This is a genomic window from Nonomuraea sp. NPDC004186 (assembly GCF_053603495.1).
In genome coordinates, this window is sequence record NZ_JBSGFQ010000023.1 from 1 (window position 1) to 25,441 (window position 25,441).

The 25,441-nt window shown below is 68.9% G+C and carries 28 protein-coding genes and 1 pseudogene; 14 read left to right on the plus strand and 15 right to left on the minus strand.

What is annotated here, in order from left to right; translation table 11 throughout:
* Positions 1-161 precede the first annotated feature (161 nt).
* The 6 genes and pseudogenes from ACWEPL_RS20295 to ACWEPL_RS20320 all read right to left on the minus strand — a co-directional run bounded on the left by ACWEPL_RS20295 (position 162) and on the right by ACWEPL_RS20320 (position 4,774).
* Complete coding sequence (locus ACWEPL_RS20295; protein ID WP_452437088.1) at positions 162-1,271, minus strand: ABC transporter permease; 1,110 nt, start codon at positions 1,269-1,271, stop codon at positions 162-164.
* Positions 1,268-2,164, minus strand: coding sequence for an ABC transporter ATP-binding protein (locus ACWEPL_RS20300; RefSeq protein WP_452437089.1), 897 nt, complete (start codon positions 2,162-2,164; stop codon positions 1,268-1,270). Before ACWEPL_RS20300 ends, ACWEPL_RS20295 begins: the two co-directional genes overlap by 4 nt.
* A 65-nt stretch (positions 2,165-2,229) precedes the next feature.
* On the minus strand, positions 2,230-2,886 hold the full coding sequence (locus tag ACWEPL_RS20305; RefSeq protein ID WP_452437090.1) for a GPP34 family phosphoprotein: 657 nt from the start codon (positions 2,884-2,886) through the stop codon (positions 2,230-2,232).
* Positions 2,861-3,115, minus strand: a complete 255-nt coding sequence (locus ACWEPL_RS20310) for a hypothetical protein (protein ID WP_452437091.1) — start codon at positions 3,113-3,115, stop codon at positions 2,861-2,863. Before ACWEPL_RS20310 ends, ACWEPL_RS20305 begins: the two co-directional genes overlap by 26 nt.
* Before the next feature lie 5 nt (positions 3,116-3,120).
* Positions 3,121-3,892: pseudogene (locus ACWEPL_RS20315) on the minus strand (SPFH domain-containing protein).
* A 99-nt stretch (positions 3,893-3,991) separates the two neighbouring features.
* Entirely contained in the window at positions 3,992-4,774 is a 783-nt protein-coding gene (locus ACWEPL_RS20320; protein ID WP_452437092.1) for an alpha/beta fold hydrolase, read from the minus strand.
* Between the two features lie 179 nt (positions 4,775-4,953).
* On the opposite strand from ACWEPL_RS20320, the gene ACWEPL_RS20325 reads away from it, so the two are divergent.
* A complete protein-coding gene (locus ACWEPL_RS20325) occupies positions 4,954-5,550 on the plus strand; it encodes a DUF2218 domain-containing protein (RefSeq protein ID WP_452437093.1) in 597 nt (198 codons plus the stop codon).
* A gap of 19 nt (positions 5,551-5,569) precedes the next feature.
* Here the strand turns inward: ACWEPL_RS20325 and ACWEPL_RS20330 are convergent, their stop codons facing one another.
* From ACWEPL_RS20330 to ACWEPL_RS20350, 5 genes are all read right to left on the minus strand, one after another.
* Positions 5,570-6,148: a TetR/AcrR family transcriptional regulator gene (locus tag ACWEPL_RS20330; protein WP_452437094.1), complete on the minus strand. Its 579-nt coding sequence runs from the start codon at positions 6,146-6,148 to the stop codon at positions 5,570-5,572.
* Positions 6,149-6,248: 100 nt separating this feature from the next.
* Positions 6,249-7,856: an alpha-amylase family glycosyl hydrolase gene (locus tag ACWEPL_RS20335; RefSeq protein ID WP_452437095.1), complete on the minus strand. Its 1,608-nt coding sequence runs from the start codon at positions 7,854-7,856 to the stop codon at positions 6,249-6,251.
* The gene (locus ACWEPL_RS20340; RefSeq protein WP_363983786.1) at positions 7,853-8,731 is read right to left on the minus strand and encodes a carbohydrate ABC transporter permease; all 879 of its coding nucleotides are present in this window, start codon (positions 8,729-8,731) and stop codon (positions 7,853-7,855) included. Before ACWEPL_RS20340 ends, ACWEPL_RS20335 begins: the two co-directional genes overlap by 4 nt.
* On the minus strand, positions 8,728-9,564 hold the full coding sequence (locus ACWEPL_RS20345; RefSeq protein WP_452437096.1) for a carbohydrate ABC transporter permease: 837 nt from the start codon (positions 9,562-9,564) through the stop codon (positions 8,728-8,730). Before ACWEPL_RS20345 ends, ACWEPL_RS20340 begins: the two co-directional genes overlap by 4 nt.
* A 92-nt stretch (positions 9,565-9,656) precedes the next feature.
* Complete coding sequence (locus tag ACWEPL_RS20350) at positions 9,657-10,823, minus strand: ABC transporter substrate-binding protein (protein ID WP_363983782.1); 1,167 nt, start codon at positions 10,821-10,823, stop codon at positions 9,657-9,659.
* A gap of 259 nt (positions 10,824-11,082) precedes the next feature.
* On the opposite strand from ACWEPL_RS20350, the gene ACWEPL_RS20355 reads away from it, so the two are divergent.
* The 4 genes from ACWEPL_RS20355 (at position 11,083) to ACWEPL_RS20370 (ending at position 13,729) form a co-directional block, all read left to right on the plus strand.
* On the plus strand, positions 11,083-11,799 hold the full coding sequence (locus ACWEPL_RS20355; RefSeq protein WP_357754311.1) for a FadR/GntR family transcriptional regulator: 717 nt from the start codon (positions 11,083-11,085) through the stop codon (positions 11,797-11,799).
* A 7-nt stretch (positions 11,800-11,806) separates the two neighbouring features.
* Positions 11,807-12,901 carry a D-2-hydroxyacid dehydrogenase gene (locus ACWEPL_RS20360; protein WP_452437097.1) on the plus strand — a complete coding sequence of 365 codons (1,095 nt, stop codon included), beginning with the start codon at positions 11,807-11,809 and terminating at the stop codon, positions 12,899-12,901.
* Positions 12,901-13,467: a gluconokinase gene (locus ACWEPL_RS20365; RefSeq protein WP_452437098.1), complete on the plus strand. Its 567-nt coding sequence runs from the start codon at positions 12,901-12,903 to the stop codon at positions 13,465-13,467. Before ACWEPL_RS20360 ends, ACWEPL_RS20365 begins: the two co-directional genes overlap by 1 nt.
* 88 nt (positions 13,468-13,555) lie before the next feature.
* The gene (locus tag ACWEPL_RS20370) at positions 13,556-13,729 is read left to right on the plus strand and encodes a hypothetical protein (protein ID WP_452437099.1); all 174 of its coding nucleotides are present in this window, start codon (positions 13,556-13,558) and stop codon (positions 13,727-13,729) included.
* A 166-nt stretch (positions 13,730-13,895) separates the two neighbouring features.
* Here the strand turns inward: ACWEPL_RS20370 and ACWEPL_RS20375 are convergent, their stop codons facing one another.
* Positions 13,896-15,098, minus strand: coding sequence for an acyltransferase family protein (locus ACWEPL_RS20375; protein WP_452437100.1), 1,203 nt, complete (start codon positions 15,096-15,098; stop codon positions 13,896-13,898).
* Positions 15,099-15,201: 103 nt separating this feature from the next.
* Between ACWEPL_RS20375 and ACWEPL_RS20380 the strand changes: the two genes are divergently transcribed.
* Entirely contained in the window at positions 15,202-16,323 is a 1,122-nt protein-coding gene (locus ACWEPL_RS20380; protein ID WP_452437166.1) for an MFS transporter, read from the plus strand.
* Here ACWEPL_RS20380 and ACWEPL_RS20385 read toward each other — a convergent pair.
* Positions 16,314-16,868, minus strand: a complete 555-nt coding sequence (locus ACWEPL_RS20385) for a TetR/AcrR family transcriptional regulator (RefSeq protein WP_363983770.1) — start codon at positions 16,866-16,868, stop codon at positions 16,314-16,316. The genes ACWEPL_RS20380 and ACWEPL_RS20385 overlap by 10 nt on opposite strands.
* A 115-nt stretch (positions 16,869-16,983) precedes the next feature.
* Between ACWEPL_RS20385 and ACWEPL_RS20390 the strand changes: the two genes are divergently transcribed.
* The 4 genes from ACWEPL_RS20390 to ACWEPL_RS20405 all read left to right on the plus strand — a co-directional run bounded on the left by ACWEPL_RS20390 (position 16,984) and on the right by ACWEPL_RS20405 (position 19,405).
* The gene (locus ACWEPL_RS20390; protein ID WP_363983768.1) at positions 16,984-17,631 is read left to right on the plus strand and encodes a class I SAM-dependent methyltransferase; all 648 of its coding nucleotides are present in this window, start codon (positions 16,984-16,986) and stop codon (positions 17,629-17,631) included.
* 63 nt (positions 17,632-17,694) lie between these two features.
* The gene (locus ACWEPL_RS20395; protein WP_452437101.1) at positions 17,695-18,399 is read left to right on the plus strand and encodes a sensor histidine kinase; all 705 of its coding nucleotides are present in this window, start codon (positions 17,695-17,697) and stop codon (positions 18,397-18,399) included.
* On the plus strand, positions 18,392-19,045 hold the full coding sequence (locus ACWEPL_RS20400; protein ID WP_452437102.1) for a response regulator: 654 nt from the start codon (positions 18,392-18,394) through the stop codon (positions 19,043-19,045). Before ACWEPL_RS20395 ends, ACWEPL_RS20400 begins: the two co-directional genes overlap by 8 nt.
* Positions 19,046-19,099: 54 nt before the next feature.
* The gene (locus tag ACWEPL_RS20405) at positions 19,100-19,405 is read left to right on the plus strand and encodes an ATP-binding cassette domain-containing protein (RefSeq protein WP_452437103.1); all 306 of its coding nucleotides are present in this window, start codon (positions 19,100-19,102) and stop codon (positions 19,403-19,405) included.
* 142 nt (positions 19,406-19,547) lie between these two features.
* On the opposite strand, the gene ACWEPL_RS20410 is transcribed toward ACWEPL_RS20405, so the two are convergent.
* Positions 19,548-20,078, minus strand: coding sequence for a GNAT family N-acetyltransferase (locus tag ACWEPL_RS20410; protein ID WP_452437104.1), 531 nt, complete (start codon positions 20,076-20,078; stop codon positions 19,548-19,550).
* 83 nt (positions 20,079-20,161) lie between these two features.
* The gene (locus ACWEPL_RS20415; RefSeq protein ID WP_363983762.1) at positions 20,162-20,863 is read right to left on the minus strand and encodes a GntR family transcriptional regulator; all 702 of its coding nucleotides are present in this window, start codon (positions 20,861-20,863) and stop codon (positions 20,162-20,164) included.
* Positions 20,864-20,996: 133 nt separating this feature from the next.
* Between ACWEPL_RS20415 and ACWEPL_RS20420 the strand changes: the two genes are divergently transcribed.
* From ACWEPL_RS20420 to ACWEPL_RS20435, 4 genes are read left to right on the plus strand one after another with little or no spacing between them, the layout of a single operon-like run.
* Positions 20,997-22,286, plus strand: coding sequence for an alpha-L-fucosidase (locus ACWEPL_RS20420; RefSeq protein WP_452437105.1), 1,290 nt, complete (start codon positions 20,997-20,999; stop codon positions 22,284-22,286).
* Entirely contained in the window at positions 22,273-23,625 is a 1,353-nt protein-coding gene (locus ACWEPL_RS20425) for an ABC transporter substrate-binding protein (RefSeq protein WP_452437106.1), read from the plus strand. The genes ACWEPL_RS20420 and ACWEPL_RS20425 overlap by 14 nt, the downstream gene beginning before the upstream one ends.
* Positions 23,625-24,548, plus strand: coding sequence for a carbohydrate ABC transporter permease (locus tag ACWEPL_RS20430; protein ID WP_397373108.1), 924 nt, complete (start codon positions 23,625-23,627; stop codon positions 24,546-24,548). Before ACWEPL_RS20425 ends, ACWEPL_RS20430 begins: the two co-directional genes overlap by 1 nt.
* Positions 24,545-25,435 carry a carbohydrate ABC transporter permease gene (locus tag ACWEPL_RS20435; RefSeq protein WP_452437107.1) on the plus strand — a complete coding sequence of 297 codons (891 nt, stop codon included), beginning with the start codon at positions 24,545-24,547 and terminating at the stop codon, positions 25,433-25,435. Before ACWEPL_RS20430 ends, ACWEPL_RS20435 begins: the two co-directional genes overlap by 4 nt.
* Positions 25,436-25,441 lie beyond the last annotated feature (6 nt).

Here is a 25,441-nt window from a genome sequence, read left to right on the forward strand (position 1 = left end):
CTGGCCATCGACCAGATCGTCTGCACGGCCGCCGCCCTGGCACCGGAAATCCCTGCCGGCCAGGTCACCGTCGTCGGCGCCGGGCAGGACAGCGGCCCCCGAAGCTGCCCGAGGCAACGCTAGCGACCTGTCCACCAGCGGTCTTGGTCAGATCGTCCCATTCAGCGCATACGCGCCACGTCGCCGAGCCTGACCCTGGCGCCCGTCCGCAGCACCGCCCGCTGGTACACCTTGGCGCCGAAGGCCAGCGCCGCGAGCACCGCCGCCACCATCGCCGCCATGGCGAGCCCCGCCTGCCACAGCGGCACCTCGGTCGCGGCCATCCGCACCGGCATGACGATCGAGGAGAACGGCGGCACGTACGACATGACCGTGGCCAGCGTGCCCGTGGGATCGATGGTGGCGTAGAAGGCCACGAAGTAGCTCACCATGATCACCATGATGACCGGCGTCAGCACGCTGTTGACCTCCTCCAGGCGCGAGACCAGCGAGGCGAACGCCCCCGCCAGCGTGGCGAAGAAGGCGTACCCGAGGACGAACCACACCACCACCCCGGCCACCAGCCCCGGCATGCCGGGCGGGAAGTCGCCGGCGATGCCCGAGGCCATGGAGGCGGCCAGGCCGACCGTCAGGATCGTGACCAGGTTGATCAGGCCGACCGCGCCCAGCCCGACGATCTTGCCGCCGAACAGCTGCCACGGCCGCAGCGTGGAGAGCAGGATCTCCACGATCCTGCTGCCCTTCTCCTCCACCACGCCCATGGCCACCATCCCGACCTGGCCGATGAGCATCATGAAGAGCACGATCACCAGCACCACGGCGAGCCCGGTGCGCGCGGCCTGATAGCGGGTGTCAGCCCCCACGGACACCATCTTCAGCGGCGGGATCGATACGCCTGCGGCCCCGAGCTTCGCCTCCCGGTTGACGCTCTGCAGGAGCACGCCGAGCTGGTCGTCGATCTCCCCGTCCGTGAGCACCTTGGTGCCGTTGACCAGCACCGCGTCCACGTCCTTTGCGAGCACGGCCCGCTTGGCGGCGGCCTCGTCGGAGAACGCGCGCCAGGTGAACTCCGAGTCCGGGGCGGCGGCCTCCAGCGGCAGCCGCTGGGAGTTGACGGTGCCGAGGGTGTAGGAATTAGGCCCGTCGAGCAGCTTCGGCGCGAAGGAGACGGCCGCCACCAGCACGGCCGTGATGATCAGGCCGGTGACGAACGCCTTCGTACGGAGCTGCGTCACGATCTCCCTGCGGGCGACCAGCATCCACTCGTTCACGCCACGGCCTCCTTGAAGATCTCGGTGAGGGTCGGGCGCTCGTGGCCGAAGTGTTCGACATGCCCGGCCTTGATGGCGCGGCGCAGGATCTCCTGGTCGTCGCCGTTCGTCGTACGCAGAATGTGCCGGTGGCCGGACACGGTGACCGTGCCGGGCAGGCCGTCCGCCCAGCCGGGGGACGGATCGCGGACGACCACCCGCAGCGTGTCGTTCTCGGCCGAGCGCAGATCGGCCACCGTGCCCGTGGCCACCATCCGCCCGGCGGACACGATGCCGACCGAGTCGCACAGCCGCTCGACCAGCTCCAGCTGGTGGCTGGAGAAGATCACCGGCACTCCGCCCCTGCACCGCTCCTGCAGAGCGGTGGCCAGCGCGTCCACCGCGATCGGGTCGAGTCCGGAGAACGGCTCGTCCAGCACCAGGACCTCGATGTCGTGCACCAGCGCCACGGCGAGCTGCACGCGCTGCTGGTTGCCCAGCGAGAGCGCCTGCACCGGGTCGTTCCTGCGCTCGGCCACGCCCAGCTGCTCCATGAGGTCCTCGGTGGCCTTCTTGGCGACGGCGGCGCTCATCCCGTGCAGGCGGCCGAAGTATTCGATCTGCTCGGCGACCCGCATCTTCTGGTAGAGGCCGCGTTCTTCCGGCATGTAGCCGAAGCGGCGCCGGTCGTCGTAGCCGAGCGAGCGGCCCTGCCAGCTCACCGAGCCGGAGTCGGCCTGGAGCACACCCATCACGATGCGCATGGTCGTCGTCTTGCCCGCGCCGTTCGCGCCGACGAACCCGAACATCTCCCCCGGCCGCACGGCGAAACTGATCCCGTCCAGGGCGAGCTTGCCGTCGGGAGCGTCGGGGCCGCCCGCGAAGCGCTTGTGTAACTCGCTGATCTCGAGCATCAGGTGCTCTCCTTCATCATGGGTGCCGTCAAGGACTGTGCGATGAGCCGACGTGATGCGTCATGTCAGCCGCCGCCGCTCGCCGCCGCCGCCCTGGCCTCATCGACGCTCTTGCGCAATGCGGTCGCGATCGGCTCGACCGGCGCGGACAGCTGCTGGATCCGGTCCCGGCGCAGACGCGCCTCCCGCCAGGAGGGAACCACCGTCTTGAGCCGGGCCGCCATGGCCAGCGCCGCCAGGACGCGGACGTCCTCATCCAGGAGCCCGACCGGCTGCCCGCCGCGAATGGCCTGGCCGACGCGCTCGGCCAGCCTGCGCGACAGGTACGCCTTGCGCGGCGTGATCCGTTCGACCGGGAACAGCAGGATCCGGCGTCGCTCCACGTTGATCATCCGGGCGGCCGCCAGCTCGTCGCGTACCAAGCGGACCGCCTTGCCGTTGTGCTTCTGCACCCACCGCCGCCACGAGCGGGGCGGCGAGTTCGAGATCTGCTCCCAGACCACAGCGCGCAGGGAACCCGGCTCGGCGGCCGGGGCGGTGAGAGCCCGCGCCTTGCCCGACTCGTCCGCCAGGTTGCCCGCCAGCAGCAGCTCGGCGAGGGTGGCCGCGCGCAGCAGATAACCCAGGTCTCCCCGCTGGGTCAGCTTCTCCTTCCGCAGGTCGAAGGCCAGTAGGAAGGCCGATCGGGTCAGTGACTCACCCTGCTTCACTTGCGTCTCCATCCGCCTGCTCCCCTTCTTCCTGATGTGTGTCGTCCTCCGGCGCCTTCCTCGGCCGTCCGCGGGGACGCATGCGCCCCACGCCGTCGGGCAGGCGACCGGCCTCCGAGAGGGCCCTGCGCAACAGGAACTCGATCTGCGAGTTCGTGCTGCGCAGGTCGTCGGCGGCCCACTTCGCCAGCGCGTCGTGGACCACCGGGTCGAGCCGCAGCAGGATCTTCTTCCGCTCCACGGCGATTACTGGTAGAGCGTGCCGGTGTTGACCGCCGGCCGGGTGTCGCGGTCGCCGACCAGCACCACGAGCAGGTTGCTGACCATGGCCGCCTTGCGCTCCTCGTCGAGCTCGACCACGTCGTGCTCGGCGAGCCTGGCCAGCGCCATCTCGACCATGCCGACCGCCCCCTCGACGATCCGCTGCCGGGCCGCCACCACCGCGCCGGCCTGCTGGCGGCGGAGCATCGCGTGGGCGATCTCCGGCGCGTACGCCAGGTGGATGATGCACGACTCGATGACCTTCACCCCGGCCGAAGCCACCCTGGCGCCGATCTCCACGAAGTCATCCACCTCGAACACCGCCTGCGCCGTGTCCCGCACCTGCCAGACCACCACGGTCGCGTCGTTGACCTTCGTCACGTCCGTCGCCTCGGCGCACCGTGATCGGGTTGACCCGCTGGAAGCCGGGGGCGCGCAGGGTGCCGACGTACCGGCCGAGCAGCTGCACCGCCCTGGCCTCCCCCGGCGCCACCGCGGTGAGGCCGAAGGACATGAAGAGCCCGAGCAGGATCATCAGGCTGCTCGCGATGACCACCCACATGCCGCCCTGCCCGGCCCCCGCGGCGAGCAGGACGATCCCCACGACGAGCAGCGCGATCCCGGCCAGGTCCAGCCCCGTCGCCACTCTTAGCATGACGAACCCGTTGGCCACCCGCACCGGGTGCTCGCTCGTGCGCGGTGCGGGCATGTCCACGACGGCGGTCTCAAGTGCGGTCTCGCCCGATGCGTTCGCCATCGTCCGCCCCTTCTATGTGACTTCACCTTGCTAGCAAAGTGATATCACTTTTTGGGCGACTGTGGAAGGCCGGGCCTGAGCTTCTCCCCTCCGCGCCTGTCAGAGCGACTTGACGAGTGCGGCGGCGAATGCCGGGGCGTCGGTGATGAAGCCGATGTGGCCGCCGGGGAGTTCGGCCACGTCGCGGCCCAGACGCATGCCCAGCGCCACGGTCGCCTCGTAACAGGGGTGTCCGCGTGATTCGCGGCCGACCGCGGGAGTGACATGACCGGCGTGCGCCGCGAGCGAGGCAAGGTCGAGAGGGGCCGGCGGGTACTGGCGTAGCTCGTGCTCGAACCAGTAGGCGGCGTTGGCGTCGTTTCTCGGGGCGTTGGCCATGTACCGGTGGTCATAGGGGGCGAATGTGCGTTCCCGGAACAGCGTCATCGCGGGCTCGGGGCCGGAGCGCCGATGGAGGTCGTAGACCTCGGAGAAGAACCGTACCCATGTGTCGCCGTCGGGGAGCAGTCGCGTCACGGGCGGTTCGTACGGGATGAGAGTGCGGATCGCAGAGGGGTGGCGGGCCAGGAGTTCCAGTCCGACCACGGCTCCGGAACTGGCGCCGAAGACGATCGCCGGCCCGGCGCCGAGGTGCTCGATCAGACGGCGAGCGTCGTCGGCGTCGGTTTCCAGGCGGCGGTCGTAGTCCTGCGAGCCTTCGAGGAGGCTGCGGGAGAAGCCGCGGCGGTCGTAGATGGCGACGGTGAAGTGGGCGGTCAGGTGCTGGGTGACGGCTCGATATACGTCCGCCACGCCGGGGGCGCCTGTGATCAGGAGGAGGAGAGGGCCCCTCCCGTGGGTCTCGTAGTAGAGACGGGCTCCTGGGACTTCGAGCGTGCTCACGTGTCCAGCACTCCTCATCTGTTCGCGGTGTTGCGGAATTTTGCGATACAGAGTGTATGTATATAGTACGACATGTTCCGGACCGAGACAGAGAGGCAGTCGCATCCCCGACGGCGTCCTGGCCCGGCTCGCCGCGCTCACCAGAATCCGACCCTCACCGAATCCCGAAAGGACTGCCGATGCCGACCGCCGAAGCCCGCGTCGCAACCGAACGCGCCGGCCGATACCTCGTCCAGCTATGCCGCCACGCCACCCAGATGGGCCACGGCTTCCCCGCTCACCCCGGCCGCGACCGGCACACGGGCAGCGAGAGGCCGAAGAATGTCCAGGCCGAGTGGTCGGAAACCAGCGGGACCATCACCGTCGACCGGGGATCCTGCGTCCTGGAGGCCACTCCCGAGGCCCTGACATTACGGATCGAGGCCGAGGACGAGGACGGGCTGCAGCGCCTCCAGACCCTCCTCACCAGGAACATCACGCGGATGGGCAGAAGGGACGGCCTGGCCGTGGACTGGAACCGTACGGACGCGAACGCCGGAACGGCGCCCGCCGTGGCGGAGGCCACGCCGCGTCGAGGCCGGCACACGGTGCTCGGCCTTACGGTGGCCGCCCTCCTGGCGATCGGCGTGCACGCGGGCCTGGCCGCGGGCATTCTGGCGATTCCGCGTTGGGCCGGACTGGGCGCGGACGTCGTTCTGGTGGCCCTCCTGGTGAAGGCGGCCCTGGTGGCGACCCACGTCTGGCGACGCCGCCGCCCATCCGTCAAAGCCCGCTGAGACCGAGCGGGCGTCCGGCTCAGCGGGCTCGCAACCCGGACAAAGTGAGTGTGACGAGCCGCTGGACAGCGGCTTTGGACGGAAGGGCGCCGGCCGCCTGAAGCGCGTGGAGGCAGAACGTGGCCAGCTCGTCCGCCGCCACGTCGTCACGTATGACGCCAGCCCGCGCGGCATCGGCCAGCGCATCGCGGAACATGGCGTGCAGCTGCTGCCGGGCGTGGCCGGCGTCGTGCGATCGGTGCAGGAGAGTGACGAGGTCGGGGCTGAAACCGTGCCCTGCCATCTGCTGATGGATGAGCGCGTACGTCTCCAGCATGGCCTCGAGCCGCTGCCCGGCATCGCTCGCACGCTCCCCCGCCCGTACGAGGTGCTCCAGATGCCCGGCGACCTGGCGGTTGTGCCAGGCCACCAGAATCGTCTCGACATCGGGGAAGTACTTGTAGAGCGTGGCCCGCCCGATGCCGGTCTTCTCGGCGATCTGCGACATCGTCACCGCCAGCAGCCCTCGCTCGCCCACCAGCTCCACTGTGGCGTCCAGGATCGCGTCATGCACGGTACGGCGGTGCGCCTCGATCGTCTCGTTCCACAGTTTGGGCACCCAGCCAGTGTACGAGGCGACGCAGGGGCCATCTGAGGTGTCGCCGCGGGCGGCCCGTCCGGAAGGCCGAGCCTGGTCAGCACGCGCGACCCCCGAACTGTCACCGCAGGAGTCGCGCTTCGAAAGGCGCGAGAGTGACCGCACCGGGCAGCCGGTCTCCCTCGCCGACGGTCGAAAGCGATGACCAGAGCGTGCTCCTGGAACCGGGAAACGCGACCGTCTGGTCGCGGTCGGAAAGGTTCACCGCCACGACGAGTGAGTTCTCGCCGTCGCCACGGAGGTAGGCGAGATGGTCCGGGTCGGCGGAGAGCACGGTGATGCCGCCCTGACGCAGCGCGGCCAGCTCTCGCCGGAGCTTCAGGAGTTCCCGGACGCGGGAGAGGAGCGAGCGGGGGTCGAGCTCCTGGCTCTCGACGCTGAACTGCCCCGCCCACGCGGGTATGGGCAGCCACGGCTCGACGTCGTCGGGCGTGAATCCGGCGTGCGACGGCGTCGCCTCCCAGGGCATGGGCATCCGCTGGGGGTCCCGGCCGAGTCCGAGGCCGGGCGCGCGGAGTTCGGCGCAGTCGCGGGCGCGCCCGGCGTCGACCGGGGCGTCGGGCAGGCCGAGTTCGTCGCCGTAGTAGAGCGTCGGCGTCCCCTTGAGCGTGAGCAGCAGGGCCAGCGCGCCGGGGACGCGTTCCGTCCCGATGCGGCTGGCGAGCCGGGACCTGTCGTGGTTGCTCAGCACCCAGTTGGGGTGCGAGCCGGGCGGGAGCGCGGCGTAGTAGCGCTGGATGAGTTTCGCCAGGTCGAGGCCGTTCCAGGGGGCGTCGATGAGGGAGAAGTTCATCGCGATGTCCAGCCCCCGCGTGCCGAGGGCGGCGACGCGTTCGAGCTTGAGGTGGAGCTCACCCATCAGCATCCGGTCGTCGTACTCGTCGATGACCGTGTGCATCTGCGCGAGCAGGCCCGGGAGCTCGGGTTGGTCGGCGGTGTACTTCTGGATCTGCCGGACCGTCGTGTGGGCGCCCGCGCCGCCGATCTCGAACGACTCGCCGCCGTCGTCCATCATCGGGTTGTCGCGCAGTCGCGCGTCCTTGATGAGCCGCCACACCGCGTCCACGCGGAACCCGTCGACCCCGCGGTCCAGCCAGAACCGCATGACCTCGAACATCGCCTCCCGGACGGCCGGGTTGCGCCAGTTCAGGCTCGGCTGCTCGGGCAGGTGCGCGTGGTAGTAGTACTGCCCGGTCGGCTCATGGAAGGTCCAGGCGGGGCCGCCGAAGGCGGAGGCCCAGTTGTTGGGCGGGCTGCCGTCCGGCTTCGGATCGTGCCAGAGGTACCAGTCCCGGTGCGTGCTGTCTCGGCTCGACAGCGCGTCGCGGAACCAGGGATGTTCGCTGGAGGTGTGCTGGGGCACGTAGTCGAGGACGACACGCAGCCCTCGATCGTGCGCCCCTCGAACGACGCGATCGAAGGTGGCCAGATCGCCGAACACCGTCCCGACCTCCGTGTGACCGGACACGTCGTAACCGAAGTCCAGCAGCGGCGACGCATAGATCGGGCTCAGCCACACCGCGGTCACGCCGAGTGCCGCGATGTGGTCGAGGCGCCGCTCCACACCCCGCAGATCGCCGAATCCGTCCGCGTCGCCGTCCTGGAACGACGGCACGTACACCTGGTAGAAGGCGCCCTCGCGCCACCACCGTCCGTTCTGGGCGTTCATCCTTTGACTGCTCCCGCGGTGAGGCCGGACACGATCTTTCTCTGGAAGACCAGAACCAGGAGAACGAGCGGGATCGAGATGATCACGGACGCGGCGCTGATCGTGCCGAGCGGTTGCTCGTACTCGCTCGCGCCCGTGAAGAACGCGATGGCGACGGGGACAGTGCGGGCCTCGGGGCTGTACGTCAGCGTGGCCGCGAGCAGGAACTCGTTCCAGGCGAAGATGAACGCGAGGATCCCCACGGTGGCTATACCGGGTGCGGCAAGCGGGAGGATGACCTTGTAGTAGGCCTGGAACGGGGACGTGCCGTCGATGTACGCCGCCTCCTCGAGCTCCACGGGGATCTCTTTGAAGAAGGACACGAGGGTGTAGATCGACAACGGCAGGGTGAACGTCAGATAGGGGATGATCAGCCCGACCAGCGTGTTGTAGAGCCCGAGATCGTTCCACAGGGAGAACATCGGCGCGGCGATCGCGATACCCGGGAAGGTCGTCACGGACAGCACGATGCTCAGGATGAGGAACTTGCCGCGCATCCTGAGCCGCGCGAGAGGGTACGCGGCGAACGACGCGACGGCGAGCGCGAGCAGGGTGGTCGTCGTCGCCACGATGACGGAGTTGACCAGCGCGCCCACGAACTGGCTGTCGCCGAGCACCGCCAGGTAATTCTCGAAAGTGGGGCGCGGAGGGGTGAGACTCGCCGTCGAGAGGTCGGGCCCGGTCTTCAACGACGTGTTGACCAGCCAGTAGACCGGCACGATCGAGAAGACCATGACGACGGCGATGGCACACCAGACCAGCGGGTTGTGCTCCGGGCCGCGCCGCCGGGCCCTTCTCCGTGGCGACGGCTGCCGGCCGGTGGCGGTGCTGCTCATCGCGAACCTCCCTTGACGACCGATCGGATGTTGCCGCCGGCGAAGCGGATGTAGAGGAAGGACACGAACATGACGATGACGAACGTGAGGATCGACACCGCGGACCCTTCGCCGATCAGCTGGTTGCCGCGCAAGGTCTGGTAGGCCAGGACGGACATCGTCTCCGTGCCGTAGGCGCCACGTGTCAGCACGAACGGCAGGTCGAAAACGCGCAGAGCGTCGAGCGTACGGAAGATCATCGCCAGCGCGATCGCGGGCCACAGCAGAGGCAGCGTGATGCTCCAGAAGTGCCGCAAAGCGCCGGCGCCGTCGATCTGCGAGGCCTCCCGCAGGTCGGCGGGGATGACCTGGAGCCCGGCGAGCACCAGGAGCGCGACGAAGGGCGCCGTCTTCCAGACGTCCGCCAGGATCACCACCGTCATCGCGTATCCGCTCTGCCCCAGCCAGACCACGCCGGCGTCGGTGAGGCCGAGGGAGCTGAACATCGTGGAGACGAGACCCAGATCCGGGTCGAAGATGGTCCGCCACGTGATGGCGGACACGACCGTCAGGATCGCGTACGGGAGCAGCACGATGCTGCGCAGCAGCGTCCTGAACCGGAAGGCGATGTTCAGCAGGAGCGCCAGGCCGATCCCGATGACCAACTCGAGCGGGACCGAGATCGCGGTGAACAGGAAGGTGTTGCGCACGGCTTCCCACCACGCGCGCGAGGTGAGCTGCTCGGCGTAATTGCCCAGGCCGACGAATCGCGAGAGCCCAGGGGTGATGACGCTGTACTGGTGCAGCGAGAGCCAGATCGCGTAGAGCACGGGATAGCCGGCGACGCCGGCCATGAGGATGAGCGCGGGCGCCACCATACGCGCCGCGAGGCGCCTCTCGGTGGAGTCCGAGAGGTGCCTCGAGGATCGGAAGAACCGCATCGCCATCAGAACGTCTTCAGGGCGGTGCCGACCTTGTCCGCCATCTGCGAGGCCCCTGCCTGCGGAGTCAGCTCTCCGGAGAGCACCTTCCCCACGGTCTGGTAGATCGCCTGCGAGATCTGCGGATAGACGGGCGACACCGGCCGCGCCTTCGCGCTCGTCAGCGCCTTCAGCAACTCCTGCGAGAACGGCAGCGCCTTCTTGACCGGCTCGGACGCGTAGGCCGCCGCGACGGCGGGGGCGAGAGCGTTCTTGACCGCGATCTGCTCCTGCCAGCTGTCGCTGGTCATGAAGTCGATCATCGCGAGGGCGCCCGCCTGGTTCTTGGAGAACGTGCTGACCGCGACGTTGCTGCCGCCGAGCACGCCGACGCCGTTGCCCGGCGTCTTCCACCCGGGAAGCGGCGTCACGGCGAACTTGCCGGCGATGGCCGACTTCTGGCCGGCCGCGTAGGCGTAGGGGTAATTGCGCATGGTCGCGCCGGCGCCGGACTCGAACGCGAGGCGGGTGGCGTCCTCGTCGTACGTCAGCACCGCCTTCGGCGCGGCGCCCTTGTTGATGCCGTTCTGCATGAACGTGAGGACTTCGGCCGTCTGCGGCGAATTGACGGCCACCTCGCCCTTGTCGTTCAGCACCTCGCCGCCCGCGCTGTACAACAACTCGAGAAAGCTCACGGTGAGCGACTCACTTTGTGAGGCCTGGTAGAGGAATCCCTTCTTGGAGTCCGCCTCGCCATATGAGTAGAGCTGCTGCCAGGTCTGCGGAGCCTGCGTCTTGTCGGTGCGGTAGTAGAGCAGACCGGTGTTCGAATAGAACGGGACACCCCAGTATTTGTCCTTGTAGAGCAGGGTGCCGGCCGTGGAAGGAATGAGTTTGTCCAGCTTGGACGAGATGACTTTGCTCATGTCCGCGAGCCAGCCCTGGGCGGCCAGCTGCGCCGTCCACACCACATCCAGGCGGACGACGTCACACTGCGTCGACTTCGTCTGCATTCGCTGCGTAATCTGCTGCAGCTGGTCGTCGGCCGACGCTCCCAGCTCCACATAATTGGCCACCGTCCCCGGGTTCGCCTTGTTGAAGGCCTCCATCGTGGCCTTCCAGACGCCCGACGAGTCCGTGGGCCCGCAGACCGTGACATTTCCCTTCGCGGACTTGGCCAGCGCCGGATCCATAGCCGTACTGGTGGAGGCCGACTGCTGGGAGTCGGAACATGCGGTGAGCGCTACGGCCAGTGCTGAGCCCGCTCCGATTACCGTGACGGCACGGAGCAGACGTCGTTCACGTGTCAACATCATTGCCGCTTTCTCTGATTACTTCTGGGCTATGTCGTCGTAGCGCCACGAATCGAGCAGGCCCGGGGAGTTTGCTGTTGAAGGGGATTCTCGCTAGAATCCGAATAATCCTATTTGTAGGATGAATGGAGTAGATCACATGATCGAACCTCGTGTCAAGGTGACCAGGAGGAACCTGTCGGCCTCGATCGCCGACGACCTGCTGTTCAAGATCAAGAGTGGCCAGTATCCACCGGGCTCGAAGGTGCCGGGCGAGAAGGAGCTGATGGAGGCTTACGGGGTTGGCCGCAACACCGTCCGGGAGGCGGTCCAATCGCTGGTGACCATGGGTTACCTCGACGTGCGCCCACGCGTCGGAGCGCGGGTGACCTCCGTCCCGATCGAAGAGGCGGTCGAGGCGGCGGCGATCTCCGCATTACTGGAGGGGCAGGCCGTTGGGGACATCTATGAGCTGAGGCGCGTGCTGGAGACCGCGATAGCCGAGCGGGCGGCGACCGAGGCGAGTCCCGCCGACCTCGAAGCGATCGGCGTCGCCCTCGACGACTACGAACGCGCACACCGGGACGGGCAGGGCGCCTACCGCGCCGACGTCGCCTTCCACGCGGCGCTGGCGGTCGCGAGCCACAACGTGGCGTTCCGCAACGTGCTCGAGGGTGTGGGGGATCTTCTTCTGAACGCGCGCCAGCTGACCGATCGTCTGCCTGGCGCGATCTCACTTGCGCTGAAGGAGCACACGGAGATCTTGCGAGCGGTCGAGCAGCGTGACCCCGACAAGGCGCGTCACGCGATGAAGGTGCACATGGACACTTCCGTAGAGGCGTGGAAGCGCGCCCAGCGACTCTTCGTCGAGAGCTGATCGGCGAGTGAGCGATCACAAGAAGCCGGACGGGGACCGACTCCCGCCCGGCCGGAAGAACCTTCGGGTAGCCGTCGCCAACCCCCTTCACGAGGAGTCCTACCAGCTCATCCTGGAACGCGAACCGCGCGTGACCCTGCTGTTCGATCCCTCGTTGCTGCCGCCCGCCCGGCACCAGGCGGACTTCTCCGGCGATCCCGGGTTTCGGCGGACTCCGGAGCAACAGCGAAGATTCGAGGCCCTCCTCGATTCCGCCGACGCGCTGCTGGGGATCCCCGACGTCGATCCTGCGGCGCTGGCCCGTACGGTGCAGTCGAATCCGCGCCTGAAGTGGGTGCACACGACCTCCGCCGGCGGCGGCCAGCAGGTCGGGAAGGCCGGGCTGAGCCCGTCGCACTTCCAGAGGGTCACGTTCACCACTTCGGCGGGCGTGCATGGATCGCCGCTGTCCGAGTTCGTGGTGCTGGGCGTCCTCTGCGGTGCCAAGGATCTTCCCCGCCTGCTGCGGCAGAAAGGCCGGCGTCAGTGGGGCGAACGGTGGATGTCGCGGCAGATCTCCCGGCAGAAGGTGCTGATCCTCGGCTTCGGGGGGATCGGCAGGGCCGTCGCCCGCTCTCTCTCCGCGCTCGGCATGAGCGTCACGGCGACCTCACGCCACGCCGACGCCAAACACCTGGACGTCGACAGGTTCGTGAGCATCGACGAACTGGACGACGTCGTCGGCGAGATGGACGTGATCGTGTCCGCGCTGCCGGGCACCGACCTGACGCGACGGATCGTGGGCGAACGGCTGCTCGCGCGGGTCAAACGCGGGGTCACGTTCGTGAACGTGGGCCGCGGCAGCGTGGTCGACGAGCCGGCTCTGATCGCGGCGCTGGAGGACGGGCGGATCGGTTTCGCGGCCCTCGACGTGTTCGAGGCCGAGCCGTTGCCCGCCGCGAGCCCGCTCTGGGGAATGCCCAACGTCTTGATCAGTCCGCACACCGCGGCTCTCGCGGTCGACGAGGAGACGGCCGTCGTGGAGCTGTTCGCCGACAACGCCACCCGGCTGCTGGACGGGCACGAGCTCGTGAACGTCGTCGACACGGTCGAGTTCTACTGATGCCGCTGGTCGATATCGGCCGATCAGACCGAGGAAGGGGATTTCCGCTGCGACCACTTGTTGTAGTGATGGGCGTGTCCGGGGCGGGAAAGACCACCGTCGGCCGCTTACTCGCCGAGCGGCTGCGAGTGCCTTTCCTCGACGGCGACGACCTCCATCCGCGGGCCAATGTGGCCAAGATGGCTTCGGGCGTCCCGCTCACGGACGACGACCGTTTCCCGTGGCTCGTAGCGGTCGGAGGCGCTCTCGCCGGCTTACGAGCGGAAGGGGCGGTCGTCGCGTGCTCGGCGCTCAAACGAAAATACCGGGAGACCATTCTCGCCGAGGCCCCGAGTGCGGTGTTCGTCGAGCTCCATGCCCCGCCGGACCTCATCGCCCGACGCGTCGAGGCACGCGCCGGGCATTTCATGCCGGGGGCGCTGTTCGACTCGCAAATGAAAACCCTCGAGCCGTTGGAGGCGGACGAACCGGGATTCCGCGTGGACTGCACTCACGAGCCGGACCGCGTGGTCGCGAACCTCATGGAGGAGATCCTGCCGCGCGACTCCCGCATCCCGCCCTGCTGAGCGCCAGGTAGCGGATGAGCGTCCGGCGTGGACGGTGCTCGTCGAAGTACTTGTATTCGGTACCCAGGTACGGGTTTACCGTCGAGGCATGACACGAGAGGCCATAACCCTGGACCAGCAGTGGGTGCCGTCGGCGTGCACGCTGCCCACCGCCGAGCAGCCGCTTCGCGTGGCCGAGTTCGACGTACGGGTGCCCGGGCAGCACGTAAAGGTCCTGGATGCCCTGCAGGCGCGGGCCGAAGCGGCGGCCGGCCTGACATGACATCCGGCTCGAACCCCGCTCCAAGATCACCGCGACGCAGCCGACCGAATCCATCCACCTGCGCACCGGGCGAGTAGCCGAGCTCGCCGGGGTCAACATCCAGACGCCGCGCTACTACGAGCGCCGGGGCTTGATCGCCAACGAGCCTCACCCGACCCGGTGGTCCTCACGTGAGTACGGGCGCCGCGGAGGAGCGCCGGTCAGCCAGGCGGCGGCCGAATCGCTGCAGGGGCCGCTCGATGAATCGGTGGCTCAGCCAGCTGGCCGGGAGGAGCACACTGACGAAGAGCACGCTGATGCCGATCTGCAGGGGCAGGGGTGACCAGCGCATCTCCCCCGCCAGTTGCATGACGACGAGCAGGATCGGCAGGTGCACCAGATAGAGGGAGTAGCTGACCGTCCCGAGCCAGGTGAGGAAGACGGGCACGCGGCGCGTGCGCCAGACCATGGCAGCGGCGAAGGTGGCGCCCGCCAGGACGATGGTCAAGCTCCACACATCAGGCTGAACCCACCACCATCCCGCGTTGATCGCCCACAGAGGCGTCGCCGTCACCAGGACGGCGGCGACGGCCACCGGCCACAGCCGGCCGTCGCCGCGCTCCCACCGGTGAATCGCCGTACCGGCGAACATGACCGCGAGGATCGCGGCGGCGAACCACGGGACACGGCTGCTCACCAGGACCAGAGCCAGCGCCATGACGCCCAGGGCACAGGAGCCAACGGTGATCGCGCGTCCGGAGATCACACCCGCCAGGCCGATCACGAACACGGCGAACGACAGCCAGGCCAGCCACCCGCCCGACAGCGACGCGCCGGACAGAGTCAGGCCGGTGATGGCGCAGATCAGCCCGAACAGGACCGGGAGCAGAGCGTTGCGGTCACGCACGCCCGTCACGAACAGCGCGGCGACCAGCAGGTAGAAGACCATCTCGTACGACAACGTCCACATGGTGTTCAGCACGCCGGCCACGCCGATCGCGTCCATCAGCATCGTCGCGTGCGCGGCCACCGACGCGGCCTCCCTGGGCACCTCGTCGCGTACGGGGATCCACCACGACAGGGCCAGCACCACGGCGATGACCGCGAGGTAGAGCGGATAGAGGCGGAAGAGGCGACCGATCCAGAAGGCGCGCACGCCGCCCTGCCGCTCCAGCGAGGCCGGGATGATGTACCCGCTGACCAGGAAAAAGACCAAGACGCCGTACACGCCCAGATTGAACGAGGTGGGGCGCAGCCAGGGCATGGCCCAGGTCGTCAGGTGCTCTCCCACGACCGCGAGCGCCCCGACGCCACGCAACGCGTCCAGCCACGCCAGTCGGGTAGGCGCAGTATGCGCGGCTTGAGGAGTTTTCGGAGGGGCCGTCACCATATGCCAAACGTATCGGAGCGATGATCCAACGCCACATCGCTCCGTCAAGGCCGGCGTCAGGAAGCCTTTTGTCGGAGCGGCCGGGTAGCCTGCGTCGGTGTTCATGGGCAAGAAGCAGCGAGAGCCGTTCCCCGCAGCAGCGAAGACGCTGCTGTGGATACGGGTGCTCAACCAGCTCGGCTCCTATGCCCTGGCCTTTCTCGCGGTGCTCACCGGCCCTGAGCTCGCACCCGCCGCGCTGGCGAGCTTCGGGATCGCCGCCTTGATCTCACGCTGGATGGGGGCCTTCCTCCTGGACCGCATGCCGCCACGGACGGTCCTCGGCCTGGGCCTCGGCCTGACCGGCCTGTCCTTGCTGGCCCTCGCCGCCGCCCGGACCCCGCCGCACATGCTGGGAGCGGTCGTCCTCGTGGGTCTGGCGTTCGAGCTGTACGAGCCCGCCACCCAGGAGCTCATCGCCCGCGTCGCCACCGGAGCACGGCGGCAGCAGGTGTACGCCCTGCTCGGAGTCTGCCTGTCGGCAGCGGGGGCGATGGCCGGCCTGCTCGCCGCCGTCCTGCTGCCTCTGGGCGTGCGGTGGCTGGTGATCACCGATGCGGTCACGTGCCTGGTAGCCGCCGGAGTCGCCCTGCGCTTCCTCCCACGCGGCGAGGAACGGGCCATCGCGCCGAAACGGCGCTGGCGGCCTCCCGCGCCCTTGCTCCGGCTGACGCTCGCCAGCACCGCCTTCGCGGTGGGCTGTCTGGCCGTGATGATGTTCATCCCCTTGGCCCTGCTCGAACGCGGCGCCCCTGCCTGGGCACCCGGGCTCACCCTCGCCGGCGCGGCGGTGCTCAGCCCGCTCGCGCTGTGGGCAGGCGGGCGGCGACTGGCACGCCTGGGTCACGGGATCGTGCTCGGTGGCGGCGCCGTGCTGCTCGGCCTGCTCGCCCTGACCATGGCACTCACCGCACAGCCGGGGCTGACCGCGGCGGCCTATCTCGCGTCCACGGCCGCCAACGGACTGCTGCTCGGCCGCTGGCAGACCCTCGTCGCCGACTCCGCACCCGAGCCCGAACGGCCGCGCTGGTTCGCCTTCCAGGGATCGTCCTGGGGTGTCGCCCAACCCGTCGTCCCAGGCCTGGCGGCGATGTTCGGCTCATTGGCGGGCGCCCCGGGTGCGGGCGCGTTCTGGACCGCGGCTCTGGCCTTCCTGGTGGTGCCCCTCACCCTCAGCTACTCCTGACCCAGCGCCGCCCGCACGCCCGGCTCGATCGCCGCGCGGAAGGCCGCGTCCAGTTCGGCGGGCGTAGCGGTGCTCTCGCCGTCCACCCACGCCCGCATCAGCCCCATGAACGCGCCGACCACGCACACCACCAGCAGGTCCAGCGAGGCCGACGCCCGCGCGCCCGCGGCCATGAGCTCGTTCCTGACCGCGGCCGAGAGCAGTTGCTCGCCGCGCGCGTACACCTGGCCGCCGCCCCGCCGCCCCAGGAGCGCACGCACGAGCCGCCGCTGCTCCCGCACGTGCTCGAACATCGGCAGGCTGAACGCGAAAAGCTCCCCCGACCGGGCAGCCGGTACGGGATGCAGGAACGCGAGCTCGTCGAGGTTGCTGAACAGCACGTCCTGCTTGTCCGTGAAGTGCGAGTAGAACGTGGACCGGCCCACGTCCGCGCGCTCGATGATGTCGGTGACGGTCACCGCGTCATACCCCTTCTCCAGGATCAGCGCCACCAGCGCCTCCTGGACGATCCGCCGGGTACGCCGCACCCGCCTGTCTCCGGACACTTCCCCACCCTCTGTTCGGTACCGCACAACACGGCCGATCTGCTCGTTGCCCCCTCACCATTATGAACGCATCATTCATAACTGAACACCTTGTTCATCATTGGGAGGCAATGCCATGGGCCTGGGAAAGCTCCTGCACACCCACGAAGAGCACGCCGACGCCGGCGGCACCATCGACCACCCGCGCGCCTACGAGACCCTCGTCTCGATCGGTTTCCTGGGCGGCCGCCGCGCCGCCTTCACCCGCGTGGCGGCAGCCGCCAGGCCACGAGCAGGCGATCGCGTCCTGGACGTCGGCTGCGGCACCGGCTATCTCAGCCGGATCCTCGCCCCGGTCGTCACGCCCAGCGGCCACGTCACCGGCGTGGACCCCTCCCCCGCGATGATCGACTACGCCACCCGGCACGCTTCGGCCAACTGCACCTATGTGGAAGGCGAGGGCCAGGACCTGCCGTTCCCCGACGGCTCGTTCGACCTGGTGGTCTCCAGCTTCGCCGTCCACCACATCCCCGCCGGTGCCCGGCCCGAGGCGCTGCGCCAGATGTTCCGCGTGCTGCGGCCCGGCGGCCGCCTGCTCATCGCCGAATTCCGTCCACCTGCCAACCCCCTGGCCAGACACCTCATCGGCGCCCTCAGCGGCCCCGCCATGCGGCACGACCCTCGTCACCTTCTCGGCACCATGATCCCCGACGCCGGTTTCCAGGTGGAATCAGAAGGCCGCCTGCCGTACCTGCTCTACTACGTCCGCGCCACACGGCCATAGAACGGAGTCACCTCGGCAGGAGGAACGGGCGTGCGGTGCGGCGGGCTCGTTAGGGTCTGCGGTATGGCTCAGCACTGGTTCGATCCCGACCGGTCCGGCTCCACCGGCTGGGACCTGGCGGCTGTGGCACTGTGCGTCCTGGTGTTCTGGCTGCCGATCGACAGTGGTGGCCGCGCCGCCTGGGTTCATGACGTCGTCTCCCACTCGCTCGGCACGATCGCCGTCACCGCCGGGGTCGCGGCCCGCGCGGACGACATGGGGCGCATGCGCGTCAGGCTCGGCCAGATCGAGCAGGTGAGCAGGCAGGCGATGGAGGAACTGCGGACGACCCTCGGCGCCGTCCGTGAGAGCGACGAGCCCGCCGAACGCCGTCCGCCGCCGGGGATCGGCGATCTGGCCGCGCTGGCGGACCGGATGCGGGAGGGCGGCGTTCCGGTGACGTTGACGGTGACGGATGCCGAGGGGGTTCCGGCGGGAGCCGGGCTGGCGGCGTACCGGATCGTCCAGGAGGGGCTGACGAACGTCGCCCGTCACGCCCCGGGCGCGCGCTGCACGGTCACGGTGAGCGGCGTGGACGGCGAGTTACGCGTCGCGGTCGTCGACGACGGCGGCGGCGCGTTCGCTGGACGGGGTGAGCCCGGGTTCGGGCTGGTCGGGCTGCGGGAGCGGGTCGAGCTGCTCGGCGGCGCCTTCACCGCGGGACACCGGCAGGGGGCCGGGTTCGAGCTGCGCGCCGTGATCCCGATGCCGGAGGTGGCGCGTGACTGAGCCGATCAGGGTGCTGGTCGCCGAGGACCAGGATCTGCTGCGGGCTTCGCTCGTGGAGCTCGTCGACTCCGGCCCCGCGCTGACGGCGGCGGGCGAGGCGCGTGACGGCCGGGAGGCGGTCGCGGCCGCCGCACGGCTGTGCCCCCACGTGGTGCTGATGGACATCCGGATGCCGGTCATGGACGGCCTGGAGGCGACCCGGGCCATCTGCGCAGCCCGCCCGGAGGTCAAGGTCGTCATCCTGACGACGTTCGACCTGGACGAGTACGTCTTCGAGGCCCTGCGCGCCGGCGCCGGCGGCTTCCTGCTGAAGAACGCCGGCACCGACGAGATCCTCAGGGCGGTCCACACCGTTCACCACGGCAACGCGATGCTCGCCCCCGAGGTGACCAGGCGGCTGATCGCCGGCTACGCCCGCCCCCGCCCGGACGCGGCCCGCCTGGCCGGGCTGACCGAGCGCGAGCGCGACGTCGTGGCCGCGGTCGTCCAGGGGATGTCCAACGAGGAGATCGCCGCCGCTCTGTTCCTCAGCCGGGCCACCGTCAAGACGTACCTGAGCAGGCTCTTCCTCAAGCTCGGCGTGCGCGACCGCACCCAGCTCGTCATCCTGGCCTACGAGTCCGGCTTCGTGGACGGCCTGCGGTAGCTGTCAACCTTTGGCCGATGCGGCCGTCCGGCCCCGGCTGGAACGCTGCAGGCCATGATCGAAGTTGTCGGCCTCACCAAACGTCATGGCGCCCAAGTCGCCATCAGCGACGTCTCCTTCGCCGTCGCGCCCGGGCGGGCGACCGGGTTCCTCGGCCCGAACGGGGCGGGGAAGTCCTCCACGCTGCGCATCCTGCTCGGCCTCGACCCCGTGCCGAGGATGCCTACGGCCAGCTCCGAGTCGGTCCCCTCCACCCAGAGATCGGTGGCCTCCATGACCTCCCGATCGTTGCGCAACTCCGTCCGCCGTCCCGACCGATACGTCGCAGGCGTCTTGTGGATACCGAGGACGTACTCGTGAACGGTGCGCGTCCTCGGCCCCGGACCCGGCCCATCACCGATCTGTGAAGCTCGGGCGTCCACACCTCACCCATGCCCGCCGGCACGTCGGCGTCGCGGTCCAGATCGCTCATCAGCCCCTCCCGGCGGCCCCGAACCACTGCCTACAGAGTGATCCAGTAGCGGCGCTTGACGCCCACCTCCGTGGTGCGGACATCCTCCAGGACGCCACCGTTGCGCTCGATGCTGCGCGCCGATCCGACATTGTCGTCGTCGCAGGTGACCAGGACCTGATCCATACCGAACGCACGCGCCTCGGGCAGAACCGCCCCGAGGGCCCACGTGGCCAGGCCGCGCCTTCGGGCAGAGGGCCGGACGCTGTAGCCGATGTGCCCGCCGATATCGAGGAGGACGGCGTTCAGATAGTGCCGCAGATCGATGGCTCCCAGATAGTCGTCGCCCTCGACGATCCACCAGTAGGTGGCGTGGACGCTCCCGTCTCCCAGGGTGACCGACCTGTCCGACTGCTGCCGCAGTTCCTTGACCCACGCCGAGAAGACCTCGGGGCTGTCCAGCTCGGCTTCAGGTGCGAGGCGCAAGCCGGTCCCGTCCTGATGGGCACCTGGAGGCCACTCGTCACGCGCCGCGAGCCATGAGGACTGGAGTCGACGTGTGGGTGTGATCAGTTCGGGCATGCGGGCGAGGATAGCAGCCTCTGATCAGGCATTTTGCGCTGCCCCTGGCCCGCGACGCCGCACTCTCCGCGGACCTGGCAGGGTCAGGCTTCGTAGGCGCTCGTCAGCCGTGACCGCGACGCCTCGAGGTGCGCGGTCATGGCGCTCGCCGCCGCCTCGGGATCCTTGCGGCAGATGGCGTCGAGCACCGCGCGGTGCTCATCGGCGGCGTGGGTGGCGATCCCGTGGCGGAAGTAGAGGCGGTAACCATGGGTGTGCGCGCGGAACCTGCGCAGCGTGTCGGCGATGAGCGGGCTGCGGCTGGCCTCGGCGATCGCGTTGTGAAACAGGGCGTCCAGTTCCGCGAAGCCACGGTACGCCTCGTACGTGTCGCCGAGCAGCGGCGACATCATCTGCTCCAGCGCCTCCCGCATGGCGGCCACCTCGGCGGCCGTGGCGTGCCGTGCGGCACGCGCCGCAGCGGACGGTTCGAGGAGCAGGCGAACGTCGTACAGGTCGTCGAGGGCGGCCCGGTCGAGCAGCGGAGCCACCAGATAGCCGGCGTTCGGCCGGCGGACGACGAGCCCCTCCGACTCGCAGCGCGCGAGCGCTTCGCGGACCGGTGTCTGCGACACGTCGAGTTCGCGGGAGAGCCCGTCGATCGACAGCTTCGTCCCGGGCTCCAGGTCGTGATCCATGAGCCGGGCCTTGAGCGCCTGGAAGACCGATTCGCGGACACTGACCTTGGCCCGCTCGTCGGAACCCGGGCCGCTGGATGCGCCTGCCACCGGCGCGGAGTCACTCATCGTCCCTCCCTCTGAGGCCACCACGGACATCTTCGCCGTCGTGGTTGACACATGCCCGAACCGCCCTGCATCCTCATGCAAATCGTATCGTATCCGATCTGGGCAAGCTCGCCCAACGCAGAAGGATGAGCTCGTGACCATTCCCGGCTGGTTCGGTGACGCGGGTTTCGGCCTGTTCGTGCACTGGGACCATGCGAGTCAACAAGGCGTGGAGATCGGCTGGCCCCTGGTCGGCCATTCGATCCTTCCGGGCCGGACAGAACCCGAAGCCGACATCACGATCACGCAGTACCAGTCGAGCGCGGCCACGTTCGACCCGCGGCGCTGGGACCCGCGAGACGTGGCGCGGCTCGCCCGCGACTCGGGTGCCCGCTACGTGGTCTTCACCGTCCGCCATCACGCCGGGTACTCGATGTACCACACGAGGCAGTCGGAGTTCTCCGTCGCGGCGTCGCCGTACGGACATGACATCACCCGGGAGTTCTTCGACGCGCTGCGCGCCGAGGGCCTGCGCGTCGGCGTCTACTACTCGCTGCTCGACTGGAACCATCCCGACTACCCGGCGTTCACCGACGCCGATCGTCCCTACCCGCACGAACGCTACCGGCGGCCCGCGCCTGAGCAGTGGGCCCGCTATCTCGACTACGTCAAGGGGCAGCTCACCGAACTGCTCACCGAGTACGGGACCATCGACCTGCTGTGGTTCGACGGGGAGTGGGAACGCACCGCGGAGGAGTGGCACGCCGCCGAGCTGCGCGAGCTGATCAAGTCCCTGCAGCCGAACGTGATCATCAATGACCGGCTGCCGGGCCAGGGCGACTACGCGACCCCCGAACAGGGCATGCCGCGCCGGCCACCGGGCGGACCGTGGGAGCTGTGTCTCACCATGAGCGAGAGCTGGGCGTACCGGCCCGACGACCTCGACTACAAGAGCCCGCGACTGCTCGCCTCCTACCTGAGCGAGGTCGTCTCCCGGGGCGGAAACCTCCTGCTCAACATCGGGCCGCGGGGTGACGGGTCGCTGGTGCCGACCGAGGTCGCCACGCTCAAGCAGCTCGGCAGCTGGCTCGCCAGCCACGGCGAGAGCATCGTCGGGGCCGCGCCCGCGCCGGAACGCCTCGACTTCCACGGCCCGGCCACGCAGCGCGGCAACAACGTCTACCTCCACCTGCTGCTGCAGCCGCAGGAGGTGCTCATCGTCCGGAACGTTCCCATCGGCTCGGTCGTCGGCGTCCGCCTGCTCGGCACCGAGCAACAGCTGCCGTACAGCGTCAACGAGGAGGTGCACAAGGCGAACGGCGCGGACGACGAGCCGCTCGGCGAACTGTTCATCACCGTGCCACCACCGACCGGCGCGCTCATCGATGTCATCGCCATAGAGCTGTCAGCCCCCTGGAAGGACGGGTCCCGTGCCACTCTCTAGAACTCTCAGGGCAGTCAGGCCGGTCCTCGCGGGCGTCCTGCTCGCGGCCGTCGCCGTCGCGTGCGGCACCGGCACCGGACCGGGCGGCGGCGACGGCAAGTCGCTCCGGATCCAGATCCCCACCGGACCGCTGGCGAGCGCCATGCAGCAGGTCGGCAAGGACTTCGAGAAGGCCAACCCGGGCACGGTGGTCACCTTCGAGGGCGTCGACTCCGGCAGCTCCCGCGGCCCCAACGTGGCCCTGCTCAGCTCGACCGGCACCCCGGACATCGGCTACCTGCAGCGCAGCACGGGCGTCTGGTCCGCGCTGCTGAAGAACAAGCAGCTGACCCCGCTGGACGACGTCTGGAAGGCCGCGGGCCTGGCGGACAAGTACTCCAAGAGCCAGGTCGACTACTACACGACCGACGGGCGCCACTACGGCGTCCTCTACGAGCAACTGCTGATCAACCCCGTCTACTACAACAAGGCGGCCTTCGCGAAGGCCGGCATCCCCGAGCCGGCCGACCACCAGATCGCCTCCGTCGCCGACTTCGAGTCCATGGTGGGCAAGGTCAAGGCCGCCGGTTACGAGGGATTCGGCGTGGGCGGTTCGAGCCCGTACGACCTGGGGCACACGCTGGACGCGCTGCTGCCCACCGCGGTGTCGGCCGACGACTACGCCGCCATGCTCACCAACTTCAAGCCCGGATCCCCCACGAACGTCAAGTACACCGACCCCGGCTTCGTGAAGGTGCTCCAGACGATCCAGGACTGGCAGAAGAAGGGCATCTACCAGAACGGGATGCTCGGCATGGACACCGACCAGGCCCAGGGGCTGTTCACCAGCGGAAAACTCGCGATGCTGCAGGGCGGCAACTACACCTACGCGAGCCTGAAGGAGGCCAAGCCGTCGTTCGAGATGGGCTGGTTCCTGCTGCCCCCGCTCACCCCGGGCCGGAAGACGCCGTTCAACGCCTTCAACGGGGACACCCTGGTGGTCCCGGCCAAGGCGGCGAACCCGGAGCTGGCCAAGAAGTTCCTCCAGTTCTTCATGACCGACAAGTACCAGGTCAGCGTCATCGCCGCCACCGGGTCGCTCCCGGTGTTCACCTCGATCCCCGCATCGAGCCTGTCCAACCTCGGTGACCTGGTACAGCAGCAGTTCGAGCTGTCGCAGTCCGTCGGATTGGTCAACATCTGGGACTCCACCGTGCCCTCCACCCTCGGGCAGGCGTTCTCGGTGCCGGTGCTGCAGAAGCTCGTGGCCGACAAGCTGACCCCGCAGCAGGCGGCGCAGCAGTACCAGTCGGCGCTGGAGGACCTGCAGTCCGGCAAGGTGTCGGGGGCGTCCGACTGATGACCGCCGACAAAGTCGTTCTGGCGACGGCCGCCACGGCGCGGCCGCCTCGCCGGAGGGCACGGATCTTCCCGATCGCGGTGATGGCCCCGGCCCTGGTGCTGCTGCTCGCGCTCGTCGCCTACCCGATCGCCGGATCCGTGCGCATCAGCCTCGGTTCCTGGGACGGCGTCGGCGCGGTCGTCTACCACGGCCTGGACAACTACCGGCGGCTGCTGCACGATTCGCTGGTCTGGCAGTCCATCGGGACCAGCCTGCAGTTCTTCATCGGGACCGTGGTGTTCACGGTGACCTTGGGCTGTCTGCTGGCCAACGCGATCAGCCGGAAGGTCCCCGGCGCCCGGATCTTCAAGGTCGTCTGGTTCCTGCCGGTGATCATCCCGGTCAGCATCGCGGGCATCTTCTGGTCGAACGCGTTCCAGCCCACGACCGGTGTGGTGAACTCCCTGCTCGGCCTGATCGGGCTCGGAGACGGGCACGCCTGGCTGGCGTCGTCCTCGACGGCGCTGTACGCGGCGATCTTCGTCGCGGTGTGGACGCAGACCGGGTACGCGATGCTGATCCTGCTGGGCGCGATGGAGGCCATCCCCCAGGAGGTGCACGAGGCGGCCACGATCGACGGCGTCGGAGCGGCCGGACGGCTGTTCCGGATCACCCTTCCGAACATCGTGCCGATGCTGGGCACGATCACGACGTTGACCTCGGTGTTCTCGTTCAACGCGTTCGGCGTCATCTACGCGATGACCCGGGGCGGCCCGGGCAACTCCACGAGCATCCTCCCGGTGCTGGTCTACAAGCAGTCCTTCGTCGACCAGGACTACGGCTACGGCTCGGCCACCGCGGTCATCACGACCCTGATCGTCGCCGTCATCGGGATCATGGTCATGCGGATCTTCCGCCAGCAGACCCTGGACGCGCGATGACGGCGCCGCGGACCCCGGGCGGGGCACGGCCGGCCGTACGGCGACGATCTGCCTGGCGGCACGGCCCGCTCTGGTACGTCGGCTACACGCTCCTGCTGGTCTGGACGGCGATCACGGTCGTGCCGTTCGTGTCGATGCTGCTGCTGTCGCTGCACCCGACCAGCGACATCTACGCCCACCCGCTGGGGCTGGGCGGCGAGTGGGTGCTGTCGAACTACGCCGACGCCTGGCGGGGCGTGGTCGGTGGCGCGCCGCTGTCGACGTACATCATCAACAGCGTGCTGGTGGCACTCTGCAGCCTGGCCATCGGCGTGACCTGCGGCAGCCTGGCCGGCTACGGCCTGGCCCGCGCGACCAGGGGCCTGTCGAACGCGGTCAGCCGCGTCATGGTCCTCGCCCTGAGCGTCCCGCTGGTCGTCGCGCTGATCCCGACGTTCGAGCTGCTGGGCAGGTATCAGATGCTCAACAGCGTGCCGGGCATCTCGCTGGTCTACGCGGCGTTCATGACGCCCACCATCGCCCTCATCATGCGGTCGGTGTTCGCCGCCGTACCGCGGGAGCTGCTCGAAGCGGCCAAGATCGACGGCTACGGGGAGCTGGCCGCGCTGCTCCGCGTGGTCCTGCCGATCAGCAAGGGCGGTTTCGTCTCGGTCACGCTGCTCGGGCTCATCTTCGTGTGGAGCGAGGTCCAGTTCGGCGTCGTCCTGCTGACCCGCCCGCAGAACCGCACGCTGTCGGTCGGCCTGCTCTCCTTCCAGGGCCAGTTCGTCAGCGACCAGGGGGCCTTCTTCGCCGGCCTCGTCATCGCGACGTTCCCGATCGTCATCCTCTTCCTGATCTTCCAGCGCTACGTCACGAGCGGCATCACCCTGGGTGCGCTCAAGTGAAGAAGG